This window comes from Pseudomonas sp. ok266 (assembly GCF_900110195.1).
GTDB classification, from domain to species: Bacteria; Pseudomonadota; Gammaproteobacteria; order Pseudomonadales; family Pseudomonadaceae; genus Aquipseudomonas; species Aquipseudomonas neuropathica.
In genome coordinates this window covers 113,495-136,596 of sequence record NZ_FOCU01000002.1, presented here as the reverse complement: position 1 = coordinate 136,596, position 23,102 = coordinate 113,495, and the positions used below count along the sequence as shown (strand labels likewise).

Genomic DNA, 23,102 nt, shown 5'->3' with positions numbered 1-23,102 from the left:
TCGATTCATTCAGAATCGAGGTGATGCCTTCGCGAGCAAGCTCGCTCCCACAGGATTTGTGTCGATCACAAAGGTTGTATTCGACCCATTCACTGTGGGAGCAAGCTTGCTCGCGAAGGCTTACTGACAGGCGCTGAAATTACAGAACCTGACGCAAGAAGGCCTGCGCGCGCGGATCCTTCGGTGCATCGAAGAACTCCGCCGGCGCGGCATCTTCCAGCAACTTGCCGTGATCGAAAAACAACACCCGATCCGCCACTTCCCGGGCAAAGCCCATTTCGTGGGTCACGCAGACCATGGTCATGCCTTCCACGGCCAGGTTCTTCATCACGTCCAGCACCTCGCCGACCATTTCCGGGTCGAGCGCCGAGGTCGGCTCATCGAACAGCATGACCTTCGGCTCCATCGCCAGCGCCCGGGCAATCGCCACGCGCTGTTGCTGACCACCGGACAGGCGTGACGGAAATTCGTTGGCCTTCTGCGCAATCCCGACCTTTTGCAGCAACTCCATCGCCTTGGCTTCGCGCTCTTGCTTGCCGCGCTTGCGCACGACTTTCTGCGCCAGACAGAGGTTTTCCAGCACCGTCATGTGCGGGAACAGGTTGAAATGCTGGAACACCATGCCGACTTCACGGCGGTAGGCGTTGACGTCGGTTTTCGGGTCGGCCAGTTGCAGGCCGTCGATGCTCACCGAGCCGGAATCGAATTCTTCCAGGCCATTGAGGCAGCGCAGGAAGGTCGACTTGCCGGAACCCGACGGGCCGATCACCACCAGCACTTCGCCTTTGGCGACCGTGGTGCTGACGTTATCCACCGCGCGCACCACTTGCCCACGGGTGTCGAAGACTTTTACCAGATCGCGGACTTCAATCACTTTGCGCGAGCCTCCGCTCAAGTCGGCTGGCGATTTTCGACAGCGGCAGGTTGATCAACAGGTACAGACCGGCGACGCAGAACAGGATTTCAAACGGCGAGAACGAGGTGGTGATGACTTCACGGCCGCTTTTCAGCAGCTCGGTGATGGCAATCACCGACACCAGCGAGGTGTCCTTGACCAGACTGATGAACTGCCCGGCCAGCGGCGGCAGCACGCGTTTCAGCGCTTGCGGCAACACCACGTGACGCATCGATTGACCGGCACTCAGACCGAGCGAACGCGCTGCTTCGTTCTGGCCACGGGCAATCGATTGCACGCCGGAGCGGATGATCTCCGCCACGTAGGCGCCAGTGAACAGCGACAGCGCGGCGATCCCGGCGAACTCGCGGGACAGGTTCATCACCGTGCCGATGAAGAAGTAGAAAATGAAGATCTGCACCAGCAACGGCGTACCGCGCACCAGTTCGACGTAGATCGTCGAGAGGTCGCGCAGGGTCGGGTTGTTCGACAGCCGGCAGAGGCCGGTGACCAGACCGATCAGCAAACCCAGGACACCGGAAACCACTGACAGCCAAAGCGTCGTCCACAGCCCCCACAACAGCGGGCCTGCCGCCCAATGCCGAGTCACGCCCACGACGTCGCCTTCGGCGACATCGTCGCCCTGAGCGAATTGCAGGCTGTTCTCGTCGACGGTCAGGTGCTGCTCATCACCGACGTCGTTGCGCAGGGTGACTTGCGCGCTGCTGCCCTTGCGCACCAGTTCGGTGACGGTGGAAATGTCGGTGGCACGCTGGGTTTCCTCGGCCTGATAGGCGAAGTACTGCGGCACACGGTTCCAGCGCCATTCGTAGGACATCAGCGACGTCGCGTAATACAACGCGCCGGCCAGGCCGACCAGCACCAGCACGGTGAGGACGTGCCAGGGCCATTGGGCTTTTTTCTGTTTCATTGCAGGTTCCGGATTTTGTGTTGCTCTGGAGGGCCCCTTCGCGAGCAAGCTCGCTCCCACATTGGAATGCATTCCTCTGTGGGAGCGAGCTTGCTCGCGAATGGGGCGACGCGGTCTGGCAGACCGGCGTTATTCCATGTCCTTGAGCCACTCGGTGCTCTTGAACCACTTGTCATGGATACGATCGTAGGTGCCGTCTTCGTGGATCTGGTGCAGGAAGTTGTTGATGAAGTTGAGGCTGTCGTAATCGCCCTTCTTCAGACCGAAGGCCAAAGGCTCGTAGGTGAATGGCTTGTCGAGGAACACCAGTTTGCCGGCGCCGACCTTGGTCACCGCAACGACGTTGTACGGCGCGTCGTAGATGAAGGCGTCAGCCTTGCCGTTGACCACGTCGAGCACGGCTTCCTGCTCGTTGTCGTAGCCGTGGTACTTGGCTTTGGAGATGAGCTTCTTGGCGACCATTTCGCCGGTGGTGCCGAGCTTGGAGGTGATGCGGTAGTCGGCGCTGTTCAGGTCTTTGTACGACTTGATGGTGCCTTCCAGCTCCTTGCGGATCAGCAGGGTCTGGCCTACAACGATGAACGGTTCGCTAAAGTTCAGGCGCAGGTTGCGTTCCTGAGTCAGGGTCATGCCGCTGCCGATCATGTCGAACTTGTCGGTCATCAGCGCCGGGATGATGCCGTCGTAACCGGTGGAAACCAGTTCCAGCTTGACGCCCATGGCCTTGGACATGGCTTTGAGGATGTCGACTTCGAAACCGATGATTTCGCCGCGCTTGTTGGTCATTTCGAACGGCATGTAGGTCGGATCCATGCCGACTTTCAACGTGCCGCGCTTGACCGCGTCATCGATTGCGCCAGCCTGCGCCGCATTGACTGCAACCAGTGCCGTGACGCCGACCAGCAGCATCGACAGATACTTCTTCATCTTCAAGTCCCCAAAACCATTGCGTTTGCGGCGCGAAAACCAACAGTGACGGGCAAAAAAGCCCGGGTGCGCCAATTCGGGGACGGATGCTAACGCACTCGTTTTTTTGCACAAGGTTTAATGGACGATTTGTTTAACAATCAAGAGCTCCCCCCTCACCCCAGCCCTCTCCCCGAGGGAGAGGGGGCCGATCGGGGGATGCTTCAGAGGTACGCCGACCTGAATCGGATTTGCCGAATCCATAATCGACTCGATGCTTCAGGTCGACGGATAGCGCCAGACACCTCGGTCGGCCCCCTCTCCCTCTGGGAGAGGGCTAGGGTGAGGGGCTTTTCGGCGCCATAAAAAAACCCCGCTGAATCAGCGGGGTTTTTTCATCAGGCCGGCTGAGCCTGCAGGCTAACCGGTTGCAACGGCAGCAACGGCGCATGCGGATCGGCCTTCACCGAAGCGCGCCACGCATCCAGCCACTCGGCATGACCTTCGGCCCAGACCTGCTCATGCAAACGCGCCAAAGCAACCGGATCGCTCAGCAGTTGCAGACGATCATGGTTGTTCAGCCCGGCTGGGCCAACCTTGATCGCGTGGCGCACACGCTCCTGACGCAACCACTCGATCGGCTCGGCCTGACCATGACGGGAAGTCGCCAGCGAGCACGCCAAAGCGTTCTGCTGAGGATCGACCACCGCGCGGACGAAGCCGTCGTTGAGGGCGTGGTAACGGTTTTCGTGGGTGTACTGGTCGGTTGCCAGCAGCGCCTGCGGCGGATTGTATTCCTCAGGGATGAGGAACAGGCTCTCGTCACGAGACTTCAGGCCCAGACCGACACGGCTGGAGATCACCGACACCGGGATCGACAGCATCAGCGAACCGACGATCGGCACCAGCCACCAGAGAAAGCTCGGGTTCAGCCAGATCACCAGCAGCGCCCAGCAGAAACCCAGCAGGGTCTGCGGACCGTGGCGTTTGACCGCTTCGCTCCAAGGCGTCGAGTCGTCGTCACGTTGCGGCGAATTCCAGGTCGCGGCCCAGCCGAGGAACGCGGCGAGGACGAAACGGGTGTGGAAAATCATCCGCACCGGCGCCAGCAGCATGGAGAACAGCATCTCCAGCAGCATCGACAAGGTCACCTTGAACTTGCCGCCGAACTCTTTCGCGCCCTTGGCCCAGATCAGAATGATGCTCAACAGTTTCGGCAGGAACAGCAGAACGATGGTCGTCGAGAACAGCGCGATCGCCTTGTCCGGGTGCCATTGTGGCCACAGCGGATAGAGCTGTCGCGGTTCGAGGAAGTACTGCGGCTCCATCAGCGTGTTCACCGCCAACAGCGCGGTCGACAACACCAGAAAGAAGAACCACAACGGCGCCGACAGGTACGACATTACGCCCGTCAGGAACACCGCACGGTGCACCGGGTGCATGCCTTTAACCAGGAACAGCCGGAAGTTCATCAGGTTACCGTGGCACCAGCGACGGTCACGCTTGAGTTCGTCGAGCAGGTTTGGCGGCAGTTCTTCGTAGCTGCCCGGCAGGTCGTAGGCAATCCACACGCCCCAACCGGCACGGCGCATCAGCGCGGCCTCAACAAAGTCGTGAGACAGGATCGCACCGGAGAACGCACCTTTACCCGGCAACGGCGCCAGGGCGCAGTGGTCGATAAACGGCTTCATGCGGATGATCGCGTTGTGACCCCAGTAATGGGATTCACCCAACTGCCAGAAGTGCAGACCGGCGGTAAACAGCGGGCCGTAAACGCGGGTGGCGAACTGCTGCATGCGCGCATACAGGGTGTCCATGCCCGACGCACGCGGCGCGGTCTGGATGATCCCGGCGTCCGGCGTGGCTTCCATCAAGCGCACCAGACTGGTCAGGCACTCGCCGCTCATCACCGAGTCAGCGTCGAGCACGACCATGTACTTATAGTCACCGCCCCAGCGACGGCAGAAGTCGTCAAGGTTGCCGCTCTTGCGTTTCACACGACGGCGACGACGGCGATAGAAGATCTTGCCGAAGCCTTTGGCTTCGCGGCAGACATCCAGCCAGGCCTGTTGCTCGGCGACACAGATGTCGGTGTCGTTACTGTCGCTGAGAACGAAGAAGTCGAAGCGGTCCAGATCACCGGTGGCAGCGACCGACTCGAACGTCGCCCGCAAACCGGCGAACACACGCGGCACGTCTTCGTTACAGATCGGCATGACCAGCGCGGTACGCGCGTCTTTGGCAATCGGCTCGTTACCGGCGCTTTTGCCGGAGATACGATATTTATCGTGACCGGTGAGCAACTCGAGGAAGCCCATCAACGCGGTCCAGAAACCCGCCGATACCCAGCAGAACAGAATCCCGAACAGAATCAGGATGCTGGTTTGCAGCGCATACGGCAGCACTTGCGTAGCGGTTTGCAGCAGCGGCTGGTGCAGGACTTCTTCGAGGTCGACGAACGACCAGCCCTGGTACGGCATGATGCCTTTCATGTACCAGCCGGCGACGATGGTCTGGCCAAGCATCAGCAGCAACAGAATGTAGCGACGGATCGAACCGACGGTGCGCCAGCGCGCGGCCGGCAGGACGTTTTCGTCCTTTGGCGGCTGCGGCGGATTGGTGCGACCGGTCATACGGCGCCAGCCACGCACCAGAATATTGGTGCGCCACGGCTCCGGCACGACCTTGGTCCGACGGATCGGCGGCGTTGCCTTCATGCTGACGCGACCGCTGGCGTCGAGCACCAGCATCTCCGCGTCTTCAAGCTCTTCGGCGGTGCTGAGGATCAGGCGCTTGCCCACCGAAGCCTGGGCGGCCTCGGCAGGTGCGTCGAACGTTGAAGACGACAGGCGTTCATGCAGCTCGCTGAACGACTGGCAGCCCGCGAGTTCCGCGCGCTGCTCGTCGGTCATCGGCAGATGCGCCAGATACTCGGACAGAGTCTCTGGCTGTACTTGAGAGTTACTCATCGGCAGGCAACTGATAGCTCCAGGTCTCGGTCAGGACTTCTTCAGTCGGTGCCGATTCCGGTGTGGCTGGGGCCGCGTCCGCAGCGGCTGGCTGCTTGGCGTCTTTATTAGCCTTGTCCTTGGCATCTGCAGCTGGCTTGGCGTCGGCCTGTTTGGCCTCGGCGGCCTTGGCTTCCTTGTCGAGTTTCTCTTGTTGCTTGGCGGCAACCTTGTCGGCCTTGGCGACGGACGAGTTGGACGCCGGCACCGATTTCGCCAGATCAGCAGTCACGACTGGCTGAACCAGGGCGGCACGCATCTCGGTCGACTTGCTCGCGTCCTTGATCTTCATGCGCAAGGTCAAACGCCAGCCCTTGGTTTCCGGGTTGTAGCGCACGCTGTTCTCGACCAGCTCGGCGTTGTCGCCGACGCTGACCTGACTGCGTACGTCAGCATCCGGAGTCAGTGCAGCCAGCGACGGACCTTCGAAGTCGACCAGGTAGGCAACGCTGCCATCCGGCTGACGGATCAGGTTCGATTGCTTGACGTCACCGGTCGAACGCAGAGTCTGCGAAACCCAGGCGCTGTCCGGCGCATGAATCGCCGCTTCGTCCATGGTCCAGTGCATGCGGTAGGCGAAGTCCAGCGGCTGACCCGGCTCCGGCATTTTTTCCGGGCTCCAGAACGCAACGATGTTGTCGTTGGTTTCGTCGGCGGTCGGAATTTCTACCAGATCAACGGTGCCTTTGCCCCACTCGCCCTTCGGCTCGATCCAGGCGCTTGGGCGCTTGTCGTAGCGATCGTCGAGGTCTTCGTAGTGACTGAAGTCGCGGCCACGCTGCAGCAGACCGAAACCACGCGGGTTCTCGACGCTGAAGTTGCTCACGGCCAGGTGTTTAGGGTTGTTCAACGGACGCCAGATCCACTCGCCGTTGCCGGCATGGATCGACAGACCGCTGGAGTCGTGCAGTTCACGACGGTAGTTGAGGACTTTCGACGGCTGGTTGGCACCGAAAAGGAACATGCTGGTCAGCGGTGCGATACCCAGTTTGCCGACCTTGTCACGCAGGAACATCTGCGCCTTGACGTCGACAATGGTGTCGCTGCCCGGACGCAGGATCAGACGGTAGGCACCGGTAGCGCGCGGCGAATCCAGCAGGGCGAAGATCACCAGGTGCTTATCGCCCGGCTTCGGCTGTTGAATCCAGAACTCGCGAAAGCGCGGGAACTCTTCACCCGACGGCAGCGCGGTATCAATCGCCAGGCCACGGGCCGAGAGGCCGTAGGTGTGGCCCTTGCCGACAACGCGGAAGTAACTCGCGCCGAGCATGGTCATGATTTCGTCTTGCTTGTCGGCCTTGTTGATCGGGTACAGCACACGGAAACCGGCATAACCCAGTTGTTCAGTGGCTTTCGGATCGAATTTCAGGTCGCCGAAATCAAAGCGGGTCGGATCGTATTTGATCTCTTCGACGGTGTTCGCTGTGATTTCGTTGATTTTCACCGGTGTATCGAAGTGCATACCCTGGTGATAGAAGGACAGTTTGAACGGGGTCTTCTGATCAGCCCACTCAGCCTTTTCGGTGAGGAAGCGGATTTTCTGATAGTCCGCGAACTTCATGTCGCGGAATTCGTTCGGCAGGTTGCTGCGCGGGGCTTCGAACTTCTGCCCGGCCAGCTCTTTGGCCTTGGCCGATACATCGTCAAGATTGAACGCCCAAAGCTGACCGGCGCTGAGCAGGCACAGGAGCGCCGAACCCGCTACCAGGGCACTTCGCATGCGTTTGGCAGACATTTTTGCTGCATTACAGGGACTAACAATCACGAGCAACCCTCGCCGAAAACAGATCAAAAAACCAACGGCCAGATGAAGTGCCTGTGAGGCTTTCGGCAGTGAAAAGCCGACCTTCCAGAGCACCCTTGCCAAGTTGGCGAGCATTGTTCCGACTCCGCTGGGGCAAAATGATTCCCCAATCGGATCCAGACAAGTCTCTACCTAAGTCAAAAATGAATCAGCGAACGCTGATCCCAGTGCGCGCGATTATCTAGTAGCCCGCATGACAACGCATCAGGGGTAACAAAGTATTTATCGCGAAAACACCCTAAAAACAGTCGAAATTTCCTAAAAAGGTGTTTCAAGCGCTTTCAGGTCTGTAACAAAAAGGTAACCGGGCCATCGTTGACCAAATGCACCTGCATATCGGCGCCGAATCTACCTGATGCCACAGTGCCATGCACCTGTTTCGCACTGCTCAATAGATAGTCGAACAATTCCTCGCCCAAAGCCGGAGGCGCGGCCGTCGAAAAGCTCGGGCGCAACCCGCTTTTGGTGTCGGCCGCGAGGGTGAACTGCGAGACCAGCAGCAACCCACCGCCGACATCGGCGAGGGACAAGTTCATCTTGCCCTCCGCGTCACTGAATACCCGATAGTTAAGCAGTTTATGCAGAAGTTTGTCGGCACTGGTACGCGTGTCGTCGGGTTCGACCGCCACCAGCACCAGCAAACCGTGATCTACCGCGCCAACCACCTCACCGGCGACTTCAACCCGCGCACCGCGTACGCGCTGTAACAGCCCCTTCATGCTTCTTCAGGCGGCAGGTCGAGCAGGCGTCGAGCCATGTTGCCCGCGGCGCGTACCAGTGCATCGGTGATGCCCGGTTCAGAGGCCGCGTGGCCGGCATCACGGATCACCTGCAGTTCGCTGTTCGGCCAGGCCTGGTGCAATTCCCAGGCGTTGTCGAGCGGGCAAATCACGTCGTAACGGCCGTGAATGATCACACCCGGCAAATGGGCGATCTTGCCCATGTCGCGGATCAGCTGGTTCGGCTCAAGGAAGGCATTGTTGGTGAAGTAATGGCACTCGATCCGCGCAATCGACAGCGCACGCTGCGGTTCGGAGAAGCGATCGACCACCAACGGGTTCGGCCGCAGGGTTGCAGTACGACCTTCCCAGGTCGACCAGGCTTTGGCCGCGTGCATCTGGGCGATCTGGTCGTTGCCGGTCAGGCGCTTGTGGAATGCACTGAGCAGGTCATCGCGCTCGTCCAGCGGAATTGGCGCGATGTAGTCCTGCCAGTAATCAGGGAACAGACGGCTGGCCCCCGCCTGATAGAACCATTCGATTTCCTGTGGGCGGCAGAGAAAGATCCCGCGCAGGATCAGACCGTGCACACGTTCCGGGTGGGTTTGTGCGTAAGCCAGCGCCAGGGTCGAACCCCACGAACCGCCAAACAGCACCCATTTATCGATGCCCAGGTGTTTGCGGATGCGCTCAAGGTCGGCGACCAGATCCCAAGTGGTGTTGTTTTCCAGGCTGGCGTGCGGCGTGGAGCGTCCGCAACCGCGCTGGTCGAAGGTGACAATGCGATACAGGTTCGGATCGAAATAGCGACGGCTCTGCGCGTCGCAACCGGCGCCGGGGCCGCCATGGATGAACACAACCGGCAAACCCTCCGGTGAACCGCTTTCGTCGACGTACAGCGTATGGGTGTCATCGACAGCCAGATCGTGCCGGGCGTGAGGTTTGATCTGCGGAAACAAAGTCTGCATTGCGCGCTCCGTAAGGGGTCGAGGTCATCCCTGGGGGGACTTCTATTATTCTGCCGTTGGGCATCATAAACCCGATTTACGTCAATGAGCATGCTCCAGAGCAGTCACCGTTTGTCAGCCGTAAACTTCGCAGGCTGTCGGCCATCCTGTGGGAGCGAGCCTGCTCGCGAATGCGGTGTGTCATTCAACGTAGATGTTGGCTGAACGGACGCCTTCGCGAGCAGGCTCGCTCCCACAGGGGTTACGCGGCGTAGTGAGATTTTGCCCACGCCAGATAGCCCTGCAGCAACTCCTTGAGCACCACCTGCGTCGGCTCGGCCAGATCGGCGCGATAGCGGAACGGTTCGAACTCTTCCATGTAGGTGCTCTGGCACAACTCCAGTTGCACGGCGTGGATGTTCTCGGCCGGGTTGCCGTAATGACGGGTGATGTGGCCACCCTTGAAGCGTCCGTTGAGCACGTGGCTGTATTGGTCGTGACGCGCGCAGATCGCTTCAAGTTGCGTGGCCAATTGCGGATCACAACTGGCGCCGTTGAAGGTGCCGAGGTTGAAGTCCGGTAGTTTGCCGTCGAACAGGTGCGGGATGATCGAGCGGATCGAGTGCGCGTCGAACAGCAGCGCGTAGCCGAATTCGGCTTTCAATCGCGCCAGTTCTTCCTGAAGCGTGCGGTGGTACGGCGTCCAGATCTGTTCCAGGTAAGTTGCGCGCTCTTCTTTCGACGGCTCGTGCCCTTCGCGGAACAACGGGATGCCATCGAACAGCGTCGCAGGGTACAGACCGGTGGTGGCACCGGCGTACAGCGGTTTGTCGTCGGACGGACGATTCAGGTCAATCACAAAACGCGAATACTCGGCGGCCAAGGTGCTGGCGCCCAGTTCTTCAGCAAAGTCGTAAAGCTGGGGGATATGCCAGTCAGTGTCCGGCAGGCTTTTCGCGTCCGGGATCAGCCCGGCCGCCACCGCCGGGGTCAGGCGCACGCCGGCATGCGGCATGCTGATCAGCAGCGGCACGCGACCTTGTTTGAAATTCAGAACCTTATCCACAACCGCTCTCCTACAGACTTGATTCGACGCCGTGACGGACGACGCGTTTGTCCAGATCGCCACCCAGCCAATAAGCCAGATCCGCCGGACGATCAATGTGCCAGGCAACGAAATCCGCGACCTTGCCGACTTCCAGCGAACCGTGGGTGTCGGCCATGCCCAGCGCTTGTGCGGCGTGAATGGTCGCGCCGGCCAGGGCTTCTTCCGGGGTCATGCGCAAACAAGTGCAGGCCATGTTCAGCATCAGGCGCAGCGACAGCGCCGGCGAGGTGCCGGGGTTGAGATCGCTGGCAATGGCGATCTTCACCTTGTGCTTGCGCAGGGCGTCCATCGGCGGCAATTGGGTTTCACGCAGGAAGTAGAATGCGCCCGGCAGCAGCACCGCGACGGTGTCGGCTTCGGCCATGGCGATGGCGTCGGCTTCGTCCATGAATTCCAGGTGATCGGCGGACAGCGCCTTATAGCGCGCGGCGAGGCTGGAGCCATGCAGCGACGACAGTTGTTCGGCGTGCAATTTCACTGGCAGACCGAGGTTTTGCGCGGCGATGAAGACGCGCTCAACCTGTTCTGGCGAGAACGCCAGGTATTCACAGAAAGCATCCACGGCATCGACCAGACCTTCGGCAGCCAGCGCGGGCAGCATTTCTGTGCAGATCAGCTCGATGTAATCGTCGGCGCGATCTTTGTATTCCGGCGGCAACGCGTGGGCCGCGAGGCAGGTGCTGCGCACGCTGATCGGCAGCTCTTTCTGTAAACGGCGGATGACGCGAAGGATCTTGCGCTCGTTGGCCAGGTCGAGGCCGTAGCCGGATTTCATTTCGACCGTGGTCACGCCATCGCGCATCAGGCTGTTCAGGCGTTTCGCGGCGCTGGCGAACAGCTCGTCCTCAGTGGCTTCGCGCGTCGCGCGCACGGTGCTGGCGATGCCGCCGCCCGCCGCTGCGATCTCGGCGTAGCTGACCCCTTGCAGACGTTTTTCGAATTCACCGCTGCGGTTGCCACCGAACACCGTGTGGGTGTGGCAGTCGATCAGACCGGGGGTGACCCAGGCGCCCTGCAGGTCATTGACCGCCGGGTATTCGCCGGACGGCAATTGATTGCGCGGGCCGATCCACTCGATGTGCGCACCGGACGTCACGATGGCCGCATCTTCGATGATCGAGTAGACGCCCTGCGCCATGGTTGCGACGTGGCAGTGTTGCCAGAGGGTTTTCACTGTTGGCCTCCGTTGGGGCTGGTTTGGTGGGTGGCCCTGAAAAGCCCCTCACCCTAGCCCTCTCCCGGAGGGAGAGGGGACTGACCGGGTTGTTCTGTCGAGTTACATCGACCTGAAAATCCTGTGCCGAACTCAGGCACTGAAAAACTTGAAGATCGGCTCCCTGCTCTCGCCTGGAAGAAGCAGGACTGACCGTGTTGTTCTGTCGAGGTACATCGACCTGAAAATCTTGAGCCGAACTCAGGCTTTGCAAACCACGAAGATCGGCTCCCTTCCCCCTCTCCCCCTTGGGGGAGAGGGCTGGGGTGAGGGGGATCGATTTCACTAACAACAAAGCTCCCCCTGAAAGTTTACAAACTAGGCAAAAGCTTCGCCGAAACCAATCCAGTCAAACACCGCGAAGCCAGCAGTTCAGTCGCCGCATTGATGTCCGGCGCAAAGAACCGATCCTTCTCATAAAACGGCACTTCCTTGCGCAAAATCGCCCGCGCTTGTTCCAGCTTCGCCGAAGTCTTCAGACCGTTACGCAGATCCAGACCCTGCACCGCCGCCAGCCATTCCACCGCGAGAATCCCACGGGTGTTTTCAGCCATTTCCCACAGACGCTTGCCGGCCGCCGGGGCCATCGATACATGGTCTTCCTGGTTAGCCGAGGTCGGCAAACTGTCCACCGAGTGTGGATGCGACAGCGCCTTGTTCTCACTGGCCAGTGCGGCTGCAGTCACCTGCGCAATCATGAAGCCGGAGTTCACCCCGCCATTGGCGACGAGGAATGGCGGCAGTTGCGACATGTGTTTATCCATCATCAGCGAAATACGACGCTCGCTCAGCGAGCCGATTTCGGCGATAGCCAGCGCCATGTTGTCAGCGGCCATGGCCACCGGTTCGGCGTGGAAGTTGCCCCCGGAAATCACGTCGCCTTCAGCGGCAAACACCAACGGGTTGTCGGAAACGGCGTTGGCTTCAACAGCCAAAACCTCTGCGGCCTGACGGAACTGCGTCAGGCAAGCGCCCATGACTTGCGGCTGGCAGCGCAACGAATACGGATCCTGAACCTTTTCGCAGTTCTGGTGCGAGTCGGAGACTTCACTGCGTTCACCGAGCAGATCGCGGTAAGCGGCAGCAGCGTCGATCTGACCTTTCTGGCCACGAGCCGCGTGAATGCGTGCATCGAACGGCGAACGCGAACCCAATACCGCTTCAACCGTCAGACCGCCCAGCGCCAGTGCACCAGCGAACAAATCTTCACCTTCAAACAGACCACGCAACGCAAACGCGGTGGAGACCTGAGTGCCGTTGAGCAGCGCCAGGCCTTCTTTCGCGGCCAGTGTCAGCGGGGTCAGGCCAGCAACTTTCAGCGCTTCGGTGGCTTCCATCCACTCGCCCTTATAGCGCGCCTTGCCCTCACCGAGCAGCACCAGCGACATGTGCGCCAACGGCGCCAGATCGCCCGAAGCACCTACCGAACCTTTCAACGGAATGTGCGGATAAACCTCGGCGTTGATCAGCGCGATCAGCGCATCGATCACCACTCGGCGAATGCCGGAGAAACCACGGCTGAGACTGTTGACCTTGAGCACCATGATCAGCCGCACCAGCTCATCGCTGATCGGCTGACCGACACCCGCAGCGTGGGACAACACCAGCGAGCGCTGCAGATTCTCGAGGTCTTCGCTGGCAATGCGGGTCGAGGCCAGCAGGCCGAAACCGGTGTTGATGCCGTAGGCGGTGCGATTCTCGGCGAGGATCTGCTCGACGCAGGCAACGCTGGCTTCGATCTGCTGCGATGCGCTGTTATCGAGAGTCAGCTTGACCGGGTTCTGGTAGACGTCACGCAATTGGGCCAGGCTCAGTTGGCCGGGAATCAGGTTCAGCGCAGTCATTTTGTGCTCCTTTTGAGAGTTTGTTATTAACTCGCCAGACGCTCCGGAGATGTCCGTTGTCCGTCGCGTCTCGCCTTTTGGGGAGTCGCGCCTTGGCACGCTGGCGTGGGTATTGGTCAGTGCAAATTCGGTAAAACGTTGTGCGGCAGATTCGGGGTTTTCAACACGCTCGCAGCGGCAGCGATGTCCGGCGCCAACCAACGATCCTGATCGTAGGCCGGGACTTTTTCGCGTAGCAGTCGCCAAGCGATATCGGTGCCCACGCCAAAGCGCTGTTCCTTGAGGAATTCAAACGCCTGCGCCGCCAGCAGGTACTCAATGGCGAGAATCTGCGTGCAGTTTTCCAGCGCGCGATGCAGCTTGAGCGCGGCGTTGGTGCCCATGCTCAAGTGATCTTCCTGCAGGCCCGAAGTGATGTAGTTATCGAGTACCGCCGGTTGCGCCAATTGGCGGTTTTCCGCACACAGCGATGCGGCGACGTATTGCACGATCATCATCCCCGAGTTCACCCCCGGATTGGCCACCAGAAACGCCGGCAGACCGCTGACGTGCGGGTTCACCAAACGGTCGAGGCGACGCTCGGCAATCGAGCCGATTTCGGCCATGGCAATCGCCAGCAGATCGGCTGCCATTGCCACCGACTGACCGTGCGGGTTGGCTTGCGACATCACCCGGAAATTGTCCGGTGTGCCGAGCAACAGCGGGTTGTCGGTGCAGCCGTTGAGCTCGGCTTCGACCTGTCTGATCGCATGTTCCAATTGATCGCGCGCGGCGCCATGCACCTGCGGAATCGAACGAATGCTCAGCGCATCCTGAGTGCGAATGCCTTTGCTCGAGGCGATCACTTCGCTGCCATCAAGCAACGCACGCAGATTGATACCCACTTGCTGCATGCCCGGATGCGGTTTCAGCGCGATGATCTCAGCATCGAACGCATCGATCTGGCCGCGCTGGGCTTCGAAACTCATGGCGCCGATGACGTCGGCCCACTGCAGCAGCCGCGTCGCATCGGCAATCGCCAGGCAACTGAGGCCGGTCATGCACGGCGTGCCGTTGACCAGGCACAAACCGTCCTTTGCACCCAGTTGCACCGGTTTCAAGCCTTCTTCTGCCAATGCCTGTTGCGCCGAGGTGATCTGGCCGCGATAGCTGACGTGACCGACGCCGAGCAACGCGATGCCGATGTGCGCCATGTGCGTCAGATAACCCACCGAACCTTGCGACGGTACTTGCGGAGTGATGCCGTGATTGAGCAGCGCCAGCAGCGCTTCGACGACGCGGCGATGAATGCCGGATTTGCCGTGGCTGTAGTTGTGGATCGCCGCGCAGATGATCGCGCGTGTCTGCTCATCGGCGAGCACCGGGCCGACGCCGCAAGCGTGACTGAGCAGGGTGTTGCGCGAGAGTTGACTGAGTTGTTCGTCTTTAAGCGAGACGTTGGACAAACCGCCCAGGCCGGTGTTGACGCCATAGGCGCGCTCGCCGCTGGCGACGATGCGCTGGACGATGCCTTGGGCGTTTTCGATGCGCGCCCAGGTGTCGCTGGACAGCTCAAGTTGAGCGCCGTGACGAGCGACGGCGACCACGTCCTGCCAACGCAAGGGGCTGCCTGTGATAACGATTTTTTCAGCCTGGGACATCTAAAACCTCAACCGTAATATTGATGCAGCTCTGCCGGCCCTTTCGCGAGCAAGCTCGCTCCCACATTGGAATGCAGTCTCCTGTGGGAGCGAGCTTGCTCGCGAAGGGGCCGGCAGCCTCACCGCAAGTCTGTTAAACCACCGCCGCCCGCCGCTGCACAAACCGGTCAACGTACTCATCAGCCGGCGAATGCAGGATCTCTCTCGGCGTACCAACCTGAATCAACTTCCCATCCTTGAGAATCGCAATGCGGTTACCAATACGCACCGCTTCGTCGAGGTCGTGAGTGATGAAGACGATGGTCTTGTGCAGGGTCTTTTGCAGTTCCAGCAACTGGTCCTGCATCTCCGCGCGGATCAGTGGATCCAGCGCACTGAACGCCTCATCCATGAGGATGATGTCGGTGTCCGCCGCCAAGGCTCGAGCCAGGCCGACACGCTGGCGCATGCCGCCAGAGAGCTGGTGCGGATATTTGTTTTCGTAGCCTTTGAGGCCCACGGTGTTGATCCAGTGCAGCGCGCGTTCCGAGCACATTTGCTTGCTCTCGCCACGCACTTTCAGGCCGTAGGCGACGTTGTCGAGCACGCTCTTGTGCGGCAGCAGGCCGAAGCTCTGGAACACCATGCTGATCTTGTGCCGGCGAAATTCGCGCAGGGCGTCCATGTCGTATTGCAGGATGTCCACGCCGTCGACGAGGATCGCGCCGCTGGTCGGGTCGATCAGCCGGTTGAAGTGGCGCACCAGCGTCGACTTGCCCGAGCCGGACAGGCCCATGATCACGAAGATCTCGCCGGTGCCGATGCTCAGCGACAGATCGTTCACGCCGACCACGCAACCGGTCTCGCTCAGCACCTGATCCTTGGTCTTGCCCTGGCCGACCATCGCCAGTGCGTCCTTGGCGCGGTTGCCGAAAATCTTGAAGACGTTTTTGACTTCGATCTTGCTCACGGTTGCGTTGCTCATTTGCTCACCTCATGCCGTGGCCGACCGTACGCCTGAGTAATGCGGTCGATGACCACTGCGAGAATCACGATCGCCAGACCGGCTTCGAGGCCACGCCCGACATTGAGGGTCTGAATTCCCACCAGCACATCTTCACCAAGCCCCCGGGCACCGATCATCGAGGCGATCACCACCATCGACAGGGCCATCATGGTGGTCTGGTTGATCCCGGCCATGATGCTTGGCAGGGCCAGCGGCAATTGCACGCCGAACAGTTGCTGCCAGCGGTTGGCGCCGAAGGCGTTGATCGCTTCCATCACTTCGCCGTCGACCTGGCGAATACCCAGATCAGTCAGGCGAATCAGCGGCGGCGCGGCGTAGATTACCGTGGCGAAAATCGCCGGGACCTTGCCCAGACCGAACAGCATCAGCACCGGGATCAGATACACGAAGCTGGGCATGGTCTGCATGATGTCGAGCAGCGGCATCAGCACCGAACGCAGGCGATTGCTGCGCGCCGAGAGAATCCCCAGCGGGATGCCGATCAGCACCGAAATGATCGTCGCGACCATCATCAGCGCCAGCGTCTGCATAAGCTTGTCCCACAGGCCAACGGCGCCGACGAGGAACAGCAGACCGACGATGACTGCCGTGGTCACGACTTTGCGCGTGGCGTGCCAGGCAACCACACCGACGATGGCCAGCATCAACCACCACGGCGCGGCACGCAGCAGGCCTTCGAGGTTGACGATGGCCCAGAGCAGGGTGTCGGAAATGTGGCGGAACACATCACCGTAGTTGGTGACCAGCGAATCGACCCAACCGTTGACCCAGTCGGCGATGGAAAAGGTAAAGCTTTCGGGAAACATAAGCGGCTCTCAATCAGAAATCTCAATCAAGCGATTACGGCATATCTCCCGGCCAGCCTCACGGTTGACCGGGAGGTATCGACCTACAGCGCCGCGTCGATTTTCTTGGCTGCGTCTGCACTGACCCACGCATGCCAGACCTCAGGATGTTCCTTGAGGAAGATTTTCGCCAGTTTTGGCGACTCGATACGTTCCTTGGCCATGCGGCCCAGGTTCTGGTTCAGCAGGTCGATCGGCAGGTTGACCTTTTCCAGCACGGCGACCAGTTCCGGGGCCTCGTCGTGGAAGGTTTTCGACAGACCGACCTTGATGCTTACGGTCTTGTCGACGCCGGGTTTTTCTTCCAGTTTCACCGCGTCGATCTGGCCCATCAGCGGGGTTGGCGACCAGTAGTAGAACAGGATCGGCTCGCCGCGCTTGTAGCTCGACAGCACCGCCGCATCGAGCGCCGGGCCGGTGCCCGGACGGAAGTTGGTGTAGCTGCTTTCCAGACCGTAGCTTTTGAGCATTTCGCTGTTGTCCAGCTCGCAGGTCCAACCGGCCGGGCAGTTATAGAAACGGCCCTTGGATGGCTCTTCGGCGTCCTTGAACACGGCGGCGTATTTGCCCAGATCGGCGATGTTTTTCAGGTCTGGGGCTTTGGCTTCCAGCTTGCGTTTGGCGTCGCCTTCGATCACGTATCGCGGCACATACCAACCTTCCACGGCGCCGACGATCGGCGCACCGACACCGACGACCTTGCCGGCCTTCTCGGCCTTGTTCCAGACCTCGCTGCGGCCGACCCACTCTTCGGCGAACACTTGAATATCGTTGCTGCTCAAGGCGTTCTCCATGGTGATGGAGTTGCCCGGCAGGCTGTCGGTCTTGCAGTCGTAACCTTTTTCCAGCACCACTTGCAGCACGTCGGTCAGCAGCATGCCGCTTTCCCAGTTCAGGCCGGCGAACTTCACCGGTTTGCCCGATTCGCACCAGCCAGCGGCTTGGGTCGCACCGGCACTGGCCAGCAGGCCCATGGACAGCAGTGTGGTGAGCAGGGTCTTGTTCGATTTCATTGTTTCGACGCTCCTAATCATGAATTGGCTTACGGCAGTCAAGAGGCATCCAGCCCTGTCCACGTCCAATCAGGCCTGCGCCGCAGCGCGCCCGGCCCCACTTTTTTCAGGTGGTACAACGCTGTTCTGCTCGACCGGCAGAATCAGTTGATCAGGTACCGCGCTGTGCCATTTTTTTGCACACACGTAGTAGACGGCAGCCGGCAGCACCAGACCGATGATCCAGGAAATGTCCACATCACCGAGGGCCGCCACCAGCGGGCCGGTGTAGAACTTGGTAGAGATGAACGGCAACTGCACCAGCACGCCGAACACATAGACGCTGATGCCGAGCAGGTTCCAGCGCCCGTAGCGACCGTTCGGATTGGCCAGCGCCGGCACGTCATAGCGCTCGCGGGTGATGCAGTAGTAATCCACCAGGTTGATCGCGCTCCACGGTGTGAAGAACGCGAGCAGGAACAGGATGAAAGACTTGAACGCACCGAGGAACGAGTGCTGACCAAGCAGCGCAATCAGGGTCGCTGCGCCGACAATCACCAGCACAAACACCAGACGCTGCATGCGCGTAACGGTCAGGTGGCCTTTGAAACCACTGATGATGGTCGCGATGCACATGAAGCTGCCGTAGGAGTTCAGCGTCGAGATGGTCACCTTGCCGAACGCGATGCTGAAGTACAGCAGCGCGGCGGTGGCACCGGTGCCGCCCAGACCGACGATGTAAGCAACTTCATGACCGGCGAACTGGCCGTTGGCCGAAGCCGCAGCGAACACGCCGAGGATCATCGCCACTTGCGCGCCGACCACTGAACCAGCACCGGCGGCGAAGAAGGTTTTTACCGCCGAGGTGTTGCTCGGCAGGTAACGGGAATAGTCAGCCACGTAGGGGCCGAAAGCGATCTGCCAGGAGGCCGCGAGCGACACCGCGAGGAGGAAGCTGCTCCAGCTGAAATGACGAATTTGCAGAAGTGCGCCGACGTCGGTCTGGCTCATCAGGCGCCAGAACAGGAAGACGAAAGCGATCACGCCAATCACGCTGGCAACACGGCCGATCCAGTGGATCACCCGATAACCGAGCACCGTCACCAGCACGATGACGCTGGCAAAAATCAGGATGCCGACGCTGTCACTGACGTTAAACAACTGGCCCAACGCTTGACCGGAAAGCACGGTGCCCGTCGCGGTGAAACCCAGGTACATCAGGCACACCAGCACGATCGGGATTGCCGCGCCGTAAACGCCAAACTGCACGCGGCTGGAAATCATCTGTGGCAGACCCAGTTTCGGCCCTTGCGCAGCGTGCAACGCCATCACCCCGCCGCCGAGCAGTTGGCCGATCAACAGACCGATCAACGACCAGAACACATCACCGCCCAGCACCACGGCCAAGGCCCCGGTGACAATCGCGGTGATTTGCAGATTCGCCCCCATCCACAGGGTGAACTGGCTAAACAGACGACCGTGTCTTTCCGCTTCCGGGATGTAGTCGATCGAACGCCTCTCGATCAACGGTTTGTTGCCTGCACGATCGGTGTTAACAGCCATGATTCAACCTCTGTGGATTGTTTTAATAGTTCACTGAGCTTCGGTAGTGCTGCTTTTCTGTGGGAGCGAGCTTGCTCGCGAATAGGCCAGCACAGTCAACATCTGTGCTGGCTGACAGATTGCTTTCGCGAGCAAGCTCGCTCCCACATAAAGCCAAAACGTGTTACTTGCCGCCAGTAATCATCGGCAGGTTCAGCCCCTGTTCCTTGGCGCAGTCGATGGCGATCTGGTAACCGGCATCGGCGTGACGCATGACACCGGTGGCCGGGTCGTTGTGCAGTACGCGCGCAATACGCTCGGCCGCTTCGTCCGTACCATCGCAAACAATCACCATGCCCGAGTGCTGCGAGAAGCCCATGCCGACGCCGCCGCCGTGGTGCAGGGAAACCCAGGTCGCGCCGCTCGCGGTATTCAGCAGAGCGTTGAGCAGTGGCCAGTCGGACACGGCGTCGGAACCATCCTGCATCGATTCGGTTTCACGGTTCGGGCTGGCGACCGAGCCAGAGTCGAGGTGATCGCGACCGATCACGATCGGTGCCGACAATTCGCCGCTGCGGACCATCTCGTTGAAGGCCAGACCGAGCTTGGCGCGCAGGCCCAGGCCGACCCAGCAGATACGGGCCGGCAGACCCTGGAAGCTGATGCGCTCGCGGGCCATGTCCAGCCAGTTGTGCAGGTGCGCGTCGTCGGGGATCAGCTCTTTGACCTTGGCGTCGGTTTTGTAGATGTCTTGTGGATCGCCCGACAGCGCCGCCCAACGGAACGGGCCGATGCCACGGCAGAACAGCGGACGGATGTAGGCCGGTACGAAACCCGGAAAGTCGAAGGCGTTTTCGACGCCTTCTTCCTGCGCCATCTGACGGATGTTGTTGCCGTAGTCGAAGGTCGGGATGCCTTGTTTCTGGAATTCCAGCATCGCTTTGACGTGCACCGCCATCGACTGCTTGGCGGCTTTGATCACAGCGGCCGGTTCGGTCTTGGCGCGGGCGCGGTATTCGTCCCAGGTCCAGCCCGCCGGCAGGTAACCGTTGAGCGGGTCGTGGGCGCTGGTCTGGTCGGTGACCATGTCCGGGCGTACGCCGCGCTTGACCAGTTCCGGGAGGATTTCGGCGGCGTTACCCAGCAGCGCGATGGAGATCGCTTTGCCTTCTTTGGTGTACTTGTCGATGCGTGCCAGGGCGTCGTCGAGGTCTTTGGCTTGCTCGTCGACGTAACGGCTTTTCAGGCGGAAATCGATGCTGACTTGTTGGCATTCGATGTTCAGCGAGCAAGCGCCGGCCAGGGTTGCCGCCAGCGGCTGCGCGCCGCCCATGCCACCGAGGCCAGCGGTCAACACCCACTTGCCGGTGAGGTTGTCGTTGTAGTGCTGGCGACCCGCTTCGACGAAGGTTTCGTAGGTGCCTTGAACGATGCCCTGGCTGCCGATGTAGATCCAGCTGCCCGCGGTCATCTGGCCGTACATGGCCAGGCCTTTGGCGTCGAGCTCATTGAAGTGTTCCCAGCTCGCCCAGTGCGGGACGAGGTTGGAGTTGGCGATGAGTACACGCGGGGCGTTGCTGTGGGTCTTGAACACGCCGACCGGCTTGCCGGATTGCACCAGCAGGGTCTCGTCGTCATTCAGGTTGGTCAGGCTCTCGACGATTTTGTCGTAGCACTCCCAGTTACGCGCGGCGCGACCGATACCACCGTAAACCACCAGCTCTTTCGGGTTCTCGGCGACTTCCGGGTCAAGGTTGTTCATCAGCATGCGCAGCGGCGCTTCAGTCAGCCAGCTCTTGGCGGTCAGCTTATTACCGCGGGCAGCGCGGATCTCGACGTTACGAAACTTTGTAGGCTTATTGTCAGTCACGAAAAAGACTCCTCAGCGATCAATTCAAACCAACCCTGGCAGTGGGCAAGCAGCCTGTGCGCTTCGCTGCGCGACAAGCGAATCAGTGGACGCTGCGGAGAGTCTCGAGCGACTCATACGCATACGTCTTTACTTGTACATACAAGCATATGCAATCAAGCGGCCAACTTGTTGGAGGGGTGTTCAAGAAAAATCCTGGGCACGGCTGGAGGGCGCCTGAATCAAGGGTTCGGGCGTGGATGAAATTTTTCGTGGGGATGATTCAGGGCGACGGGACTTTGTTACGTGAGCGTGGTTTTGCGCCACGCTGGGGCGTTCGGTAACAAGTTGGTGCGTGGGTTGGGAACACCCCAAAAGCAAAAGATCGCAGCCTTCGGCAGCTCCTACAGGGCGTACATCAATCCCATTGTGGGAGCTGCCGAAGGCTGCGATCTTTTAATATTTTTCAATCAGCGCGCAGTCAGCTCAATGACACAGCAACCCGCATCAACGGACACTTCAACCAAACCATTGTTACCGTCCAGTTGCAGGCAATCATGGCGACCGAGCTGCGAAACACTGTCACCGACGTGCACTTGCAACAGCTCACTGACACTGAACACCAATACCGTCCCCGCCGAGCTGAAGAATCGCTGCTCGCCATCCAGCCACTGCAACCGCGCGCTGTAACGCTGCGGTGCATAGATCAGGTTGAAATCGCGAATCGCACCGCCTAACAGCGTGCACGACACCTGGCTCTCACCACTGAAAGCAAACGGGTCGAGCGGTAACAGCGGCCGCGTATCGTCGCCGTCAACGCACAAGGTCATGCCGTCACCCTGCAACACGGTAATCACCCGCTGGTAACCGGCGAACGTCGAAAAACCGCCCGACTCAGCAATGTCGGCAATCGACAGGCGCCAGCCAAAACCGTCCAGGCCGGCACCCGCGTCACGGGTGATTTCTTCAGTGCTGCCGCCACCGTTTTTCCACGGCATGCGCGGGTAGCCTTCGGCGCGTAAAACCTTCACTTGAGTCATTTATGAAAGCGTCCTTCCAGACGATGACGGGAACCTGGGTGAATCAGTCGAGCAGCGGTAACCGGCTGGCGCCCCGACCACGTGCGGCGACGAATCAGCAAACACGGCTCGCCTTTTTCAATCTGCAGCAACTTGCACTCGGAGGGCTCGGCCAGAATCGCTTCAACCACGTGCTCGCCCTCAGTCAGCGGTGCCACCTGATTGAGATACGCGTAAGGCGTCTGCAGAGTGAAATCCTGCTTGAGGTATTCCGGCGCGACCAGTGCGTTGACGAAACGGTCTTCGATTTGCACCGGAATATCATTTTCGTAATGCACGATCAGCGAGTGGAACACCTTCTGCCCTTCACGCATGTCCAGCGCCAGCGCGCGCTCGGAACCAGCAGCCTCTTCTTCAAGAGTGATGACCTGGCAGGTGTGGCGATGGCCACGGGAGGCGATTTCGTCGGCGATGTTGTGCACTTCGAACAGCGCAGACTGGCTCTTCGGTTCGGCGACAAAGGTGCCGACGCCTTGCATGCGCACCAACAGACCATCGGCAGTCATCTCGCGCAGGGCGCGGTTGATGGTCATGCGGCTGAAACCGAGTTGATTGACCAGCTCGCTTTCGGACGGCACGCGGTAGTGCGGCGGCCAGTTTCCGCTGTCGATCTGCTGGGTGATCATCTGTTTGACGCGGGCGTACAAGGGCGCCGGACTGTCGCCCATGTTCGCGGCCAACGGGGAGACTGGAGGCGGAGTCGGCACGGTTGATCCCTGTTCATTGGTGAAAGTGGCTAGCTTGCCGGAGTTTACCGGGCAGGCAAACGTCTGT

Annotated in this window: 18 protein-coding genes; all 18 read right to left on the bottom strand. The window is 60.2% G+C overall.

The features are described 5' to 3' along the window. Nucleotides 1-139: 139 nt before the first annotated feature. The 18 genes from BMY54_RS04190 to hutC all read right to left on the bottom strand — a co-directional run bounded on the left by BMY54_RS04190 (nucleotide 140) and on the right by hutC (nucleotide 22,996). Nucleotides 140-874 carry an amino acid ABC transporter ATP-binding protein gene (locus BMY54_RS04190; protein WP_093430062.1) on the bottom strand — a complete coding sequence of 245 codons (735 nt, stop codon included), beginning with the start codon at nucleotides 872-874 and terminating at the stop codon, nucleotides 140-142. Continuing rightward, nucleotides 867-1,826, bottom strand: a complete 960-nt coding sequence (locus BMY54_RS04185; protein ID WP_093430061.1) for an amino acid ABC transporter permease — start codon at nucleotides 1,824-1,826, stop codon at nucleotides 867-869. Before BMY54_RS04185 ends, BMY54_RS04190 begins: the two co-directional genes overlap by 8 nt. Before the next feature lie 129 nt (nucleotides 1,827-1,955). Beyond that, nucleotides 1,956-2,753 carry a transporter substrate-binding domain-containing protein gene (locus BMY54_RS04180; RefSeq protein WP_093430341.1) on the bottom strand — a complete coding sequence of 266 codons (798 nt, stop codon included), beginning with the start codon at nucleotides 2,751-2,753 and terminating at the stop codon, nucleotides 1,956-1,958. Nucleotides 2,754-3,130: 377 nt separating this feature from the next. Continuing rightward, entirely contained in the window at nucleotides 3,131-5,701 is a 2,571-nt protein-coding gene (gene mdoH / locus BMY54_RS04175) for a glucans biosynthesis glucosyltransferase MdoH (RefSeq protein ID WP_093430060.1), read from the bottom strand. Beyond that, on the bottom strand, nucleotides 5,694-7,475 hold the full coding sequence (locus BMY54_RS04170) for a glucan biosynthesis protein G (RefSeq protein WP_175559550.1): 1,782 nt from the start codon (nucleotides 7,473-7,475) through the stop codon (nucleotides 5,694-5,696). The genes mdoH and BMY54_RS04170 overlap by 8 nt, the downstream gene beginning before the upstream one ends. A 350-nt stretch (nucleotides 7,476-7,825) precedes the next feature. Further along, the gene (dtd, locus tag BMY54_RS04165) at nucleotides 7,826-8,263 is read right to left on the bottom strand and encodes a D-aminoacyl-tRNA deacylase (RefSeq protein WP_007909321.1); all 438 of its coding nucleotides are present in this window, start codon (nucleotides 8,261-8,263) and stop codon (nucleotides 7,826-7,828) included. Next, a complete protein-coding gene (gene pip / locus BMY54_RS04160) occupies nucleotides 8,260-9,231 on the bottom strand; it encodes a prolyl aminopeptidase (RefSeq protein WP_008080611.1) in 972 nt (323 codons plus the stop codon). Before pip ends, dtd begins: the two co-directional genes overlap by 4 nt. Before the next feature lie 241 nt (nucleotides 9,232-9,472). Next, on the bottom strand, nucleotides 9,473-10,276 hold the full coding sequence (hutG, locus tag BMY54_RS04155; protein ID WP_093430059.1) for an N-formylglutamate deformylase: 804 nt from the start codon (nucleotides 10,274-10,276) through the stop codon (nucleotides 9,473-9,475). 10 nt (nucleotides 10,277-10,286) lie between these two features. Next, on the bottom strand, nucleotides 10,287-11,492 hold the full coding sequence (gene hutI / locus BMY54_RS04150; protein WP_093430058.1) for an imidazolonepropionase: 1,206 nt from the start codon (nucleotides 11,490-11,492) through the stop codon (nucleotides 10,287-10,289). Nucleotides 11,493-11,842: 350 nt separating this feature from the next. Beyond that, nucleotides 11,843-13,375, bottom strand: a complete 1,533-nt coding sequence (gene hutH, locus BMY54_RS04145; protein WP_093430057.1) for a histidine ammonia-lyase — start codon at nucleotides 13,373-13,375, stop codon at nucleotides 11,843-11,845. 116 nt (nucleotides 13,376-13,491) lie between these two features. Further along, nucleotides 13,492-15,015: a histidine ammonia-lyase gene (gene hutH / locus BMY54_RS04140; RefSeq protein WP_093430056.1), complete on the bottom strand. Its 1,524-nt coding sequence runs from the start codon at nucleotides 15,013-15,015 to the stop codon at nucleotides 13,492-13,494. A 133-nt stretch (nucleotides 15,016-15,148) separates the two neighbouring features. Continuing rightward, entirely contained in the window at nucleotides 15,149-15,979 is an 831-nt protein-coding gene (locus BMY54_RS04135) for a quaternary amine ABC transporter ATP-binding protein (protein ID WP_093430055.1), read from the bottom strand. Further along, a complete protein-coding gene (locus tag BMY54_RS04130; RefSeq protein WP_007949591.1) occupies nucleotides 15,976-16,827 on the bottom strand; it encodes an ABC transporter permease in 852 nt (283 codons plus the stop codon). The genes BMY54_RS04135 and BMY54_RS04130 overlap by 4 nt, the downstream gene beginning before the upstream one ends. Before the next feature lie 83 nt (nucleotides 16,828-16,910). Beyond that, a complete protein-coding gene (locus BMY54_RS04125; protein ID WP_093430054.1) occupies nucleotides 16,911-17,879 on the bottom strand; it encodes an ABC transporter substrate-binding protein in 969 nt (322 codons plus the stop codon). Nucleotides 17,880-17,948: 69 nt separating this feature from the next. Then, nucleotides 17,949-19,421 carry a purine-cytosine permease family protein gene (locus BMY54_RS04120; RefSeq protein WP_093430053.1) on the bottom strand — a complete coding sequence of 491 codons (1,473 nt, stop codon included), beginning with the start codon at nucleotides 19,419-19,421 and terminating at the stop codon, nucleotides 17,949-17,951. Between the two features lie 163 nt (nucleotides 19,422-19,584). Next, nucleotides 19,585-21,270 (bottom strand): urocanate hydratase, encoded by a 1,686-nt coding sequence (gene hutU / locus BMY54_RS04115; RefSeq protein ID WP_093430052.1) that lies wholly within the window; start codon nucleotides 21,268-21,270, stop codon nucleotides 19,585-19,587. Nucleotides 21,271-21,719: 449 nt separating this feature from the next. Continuing rightward, the gene (locus BMY54_RS04110) at nucleotides 21,720-22,289 is read right to left on the bottom strand and encodes a HutD/Ves family protein (protein ID WP_093430051.1); all 570 of its coding nucleotides are present in this window, start codon (nucleotides 22,287-22,289) and stop codon (nucleotides 21,720-21,722) included. Beyond that, a complete protein-coding gene (gene hutC, locus BMY54_RS04105; RefSeq protein WP_163013658.1) occupies nucleotides 22,286-22,996 on the bottom strand; it encodes a histidine utilization repressor in 711 nt (236 codons plus the stop codon). The genes BMY54_RS04110 and hutC overlap by 4 nt, the downstream gene beginning before the upstream one ends. Nucleotides 22,997-23,102: the final 106 nt, after the last annotated feature.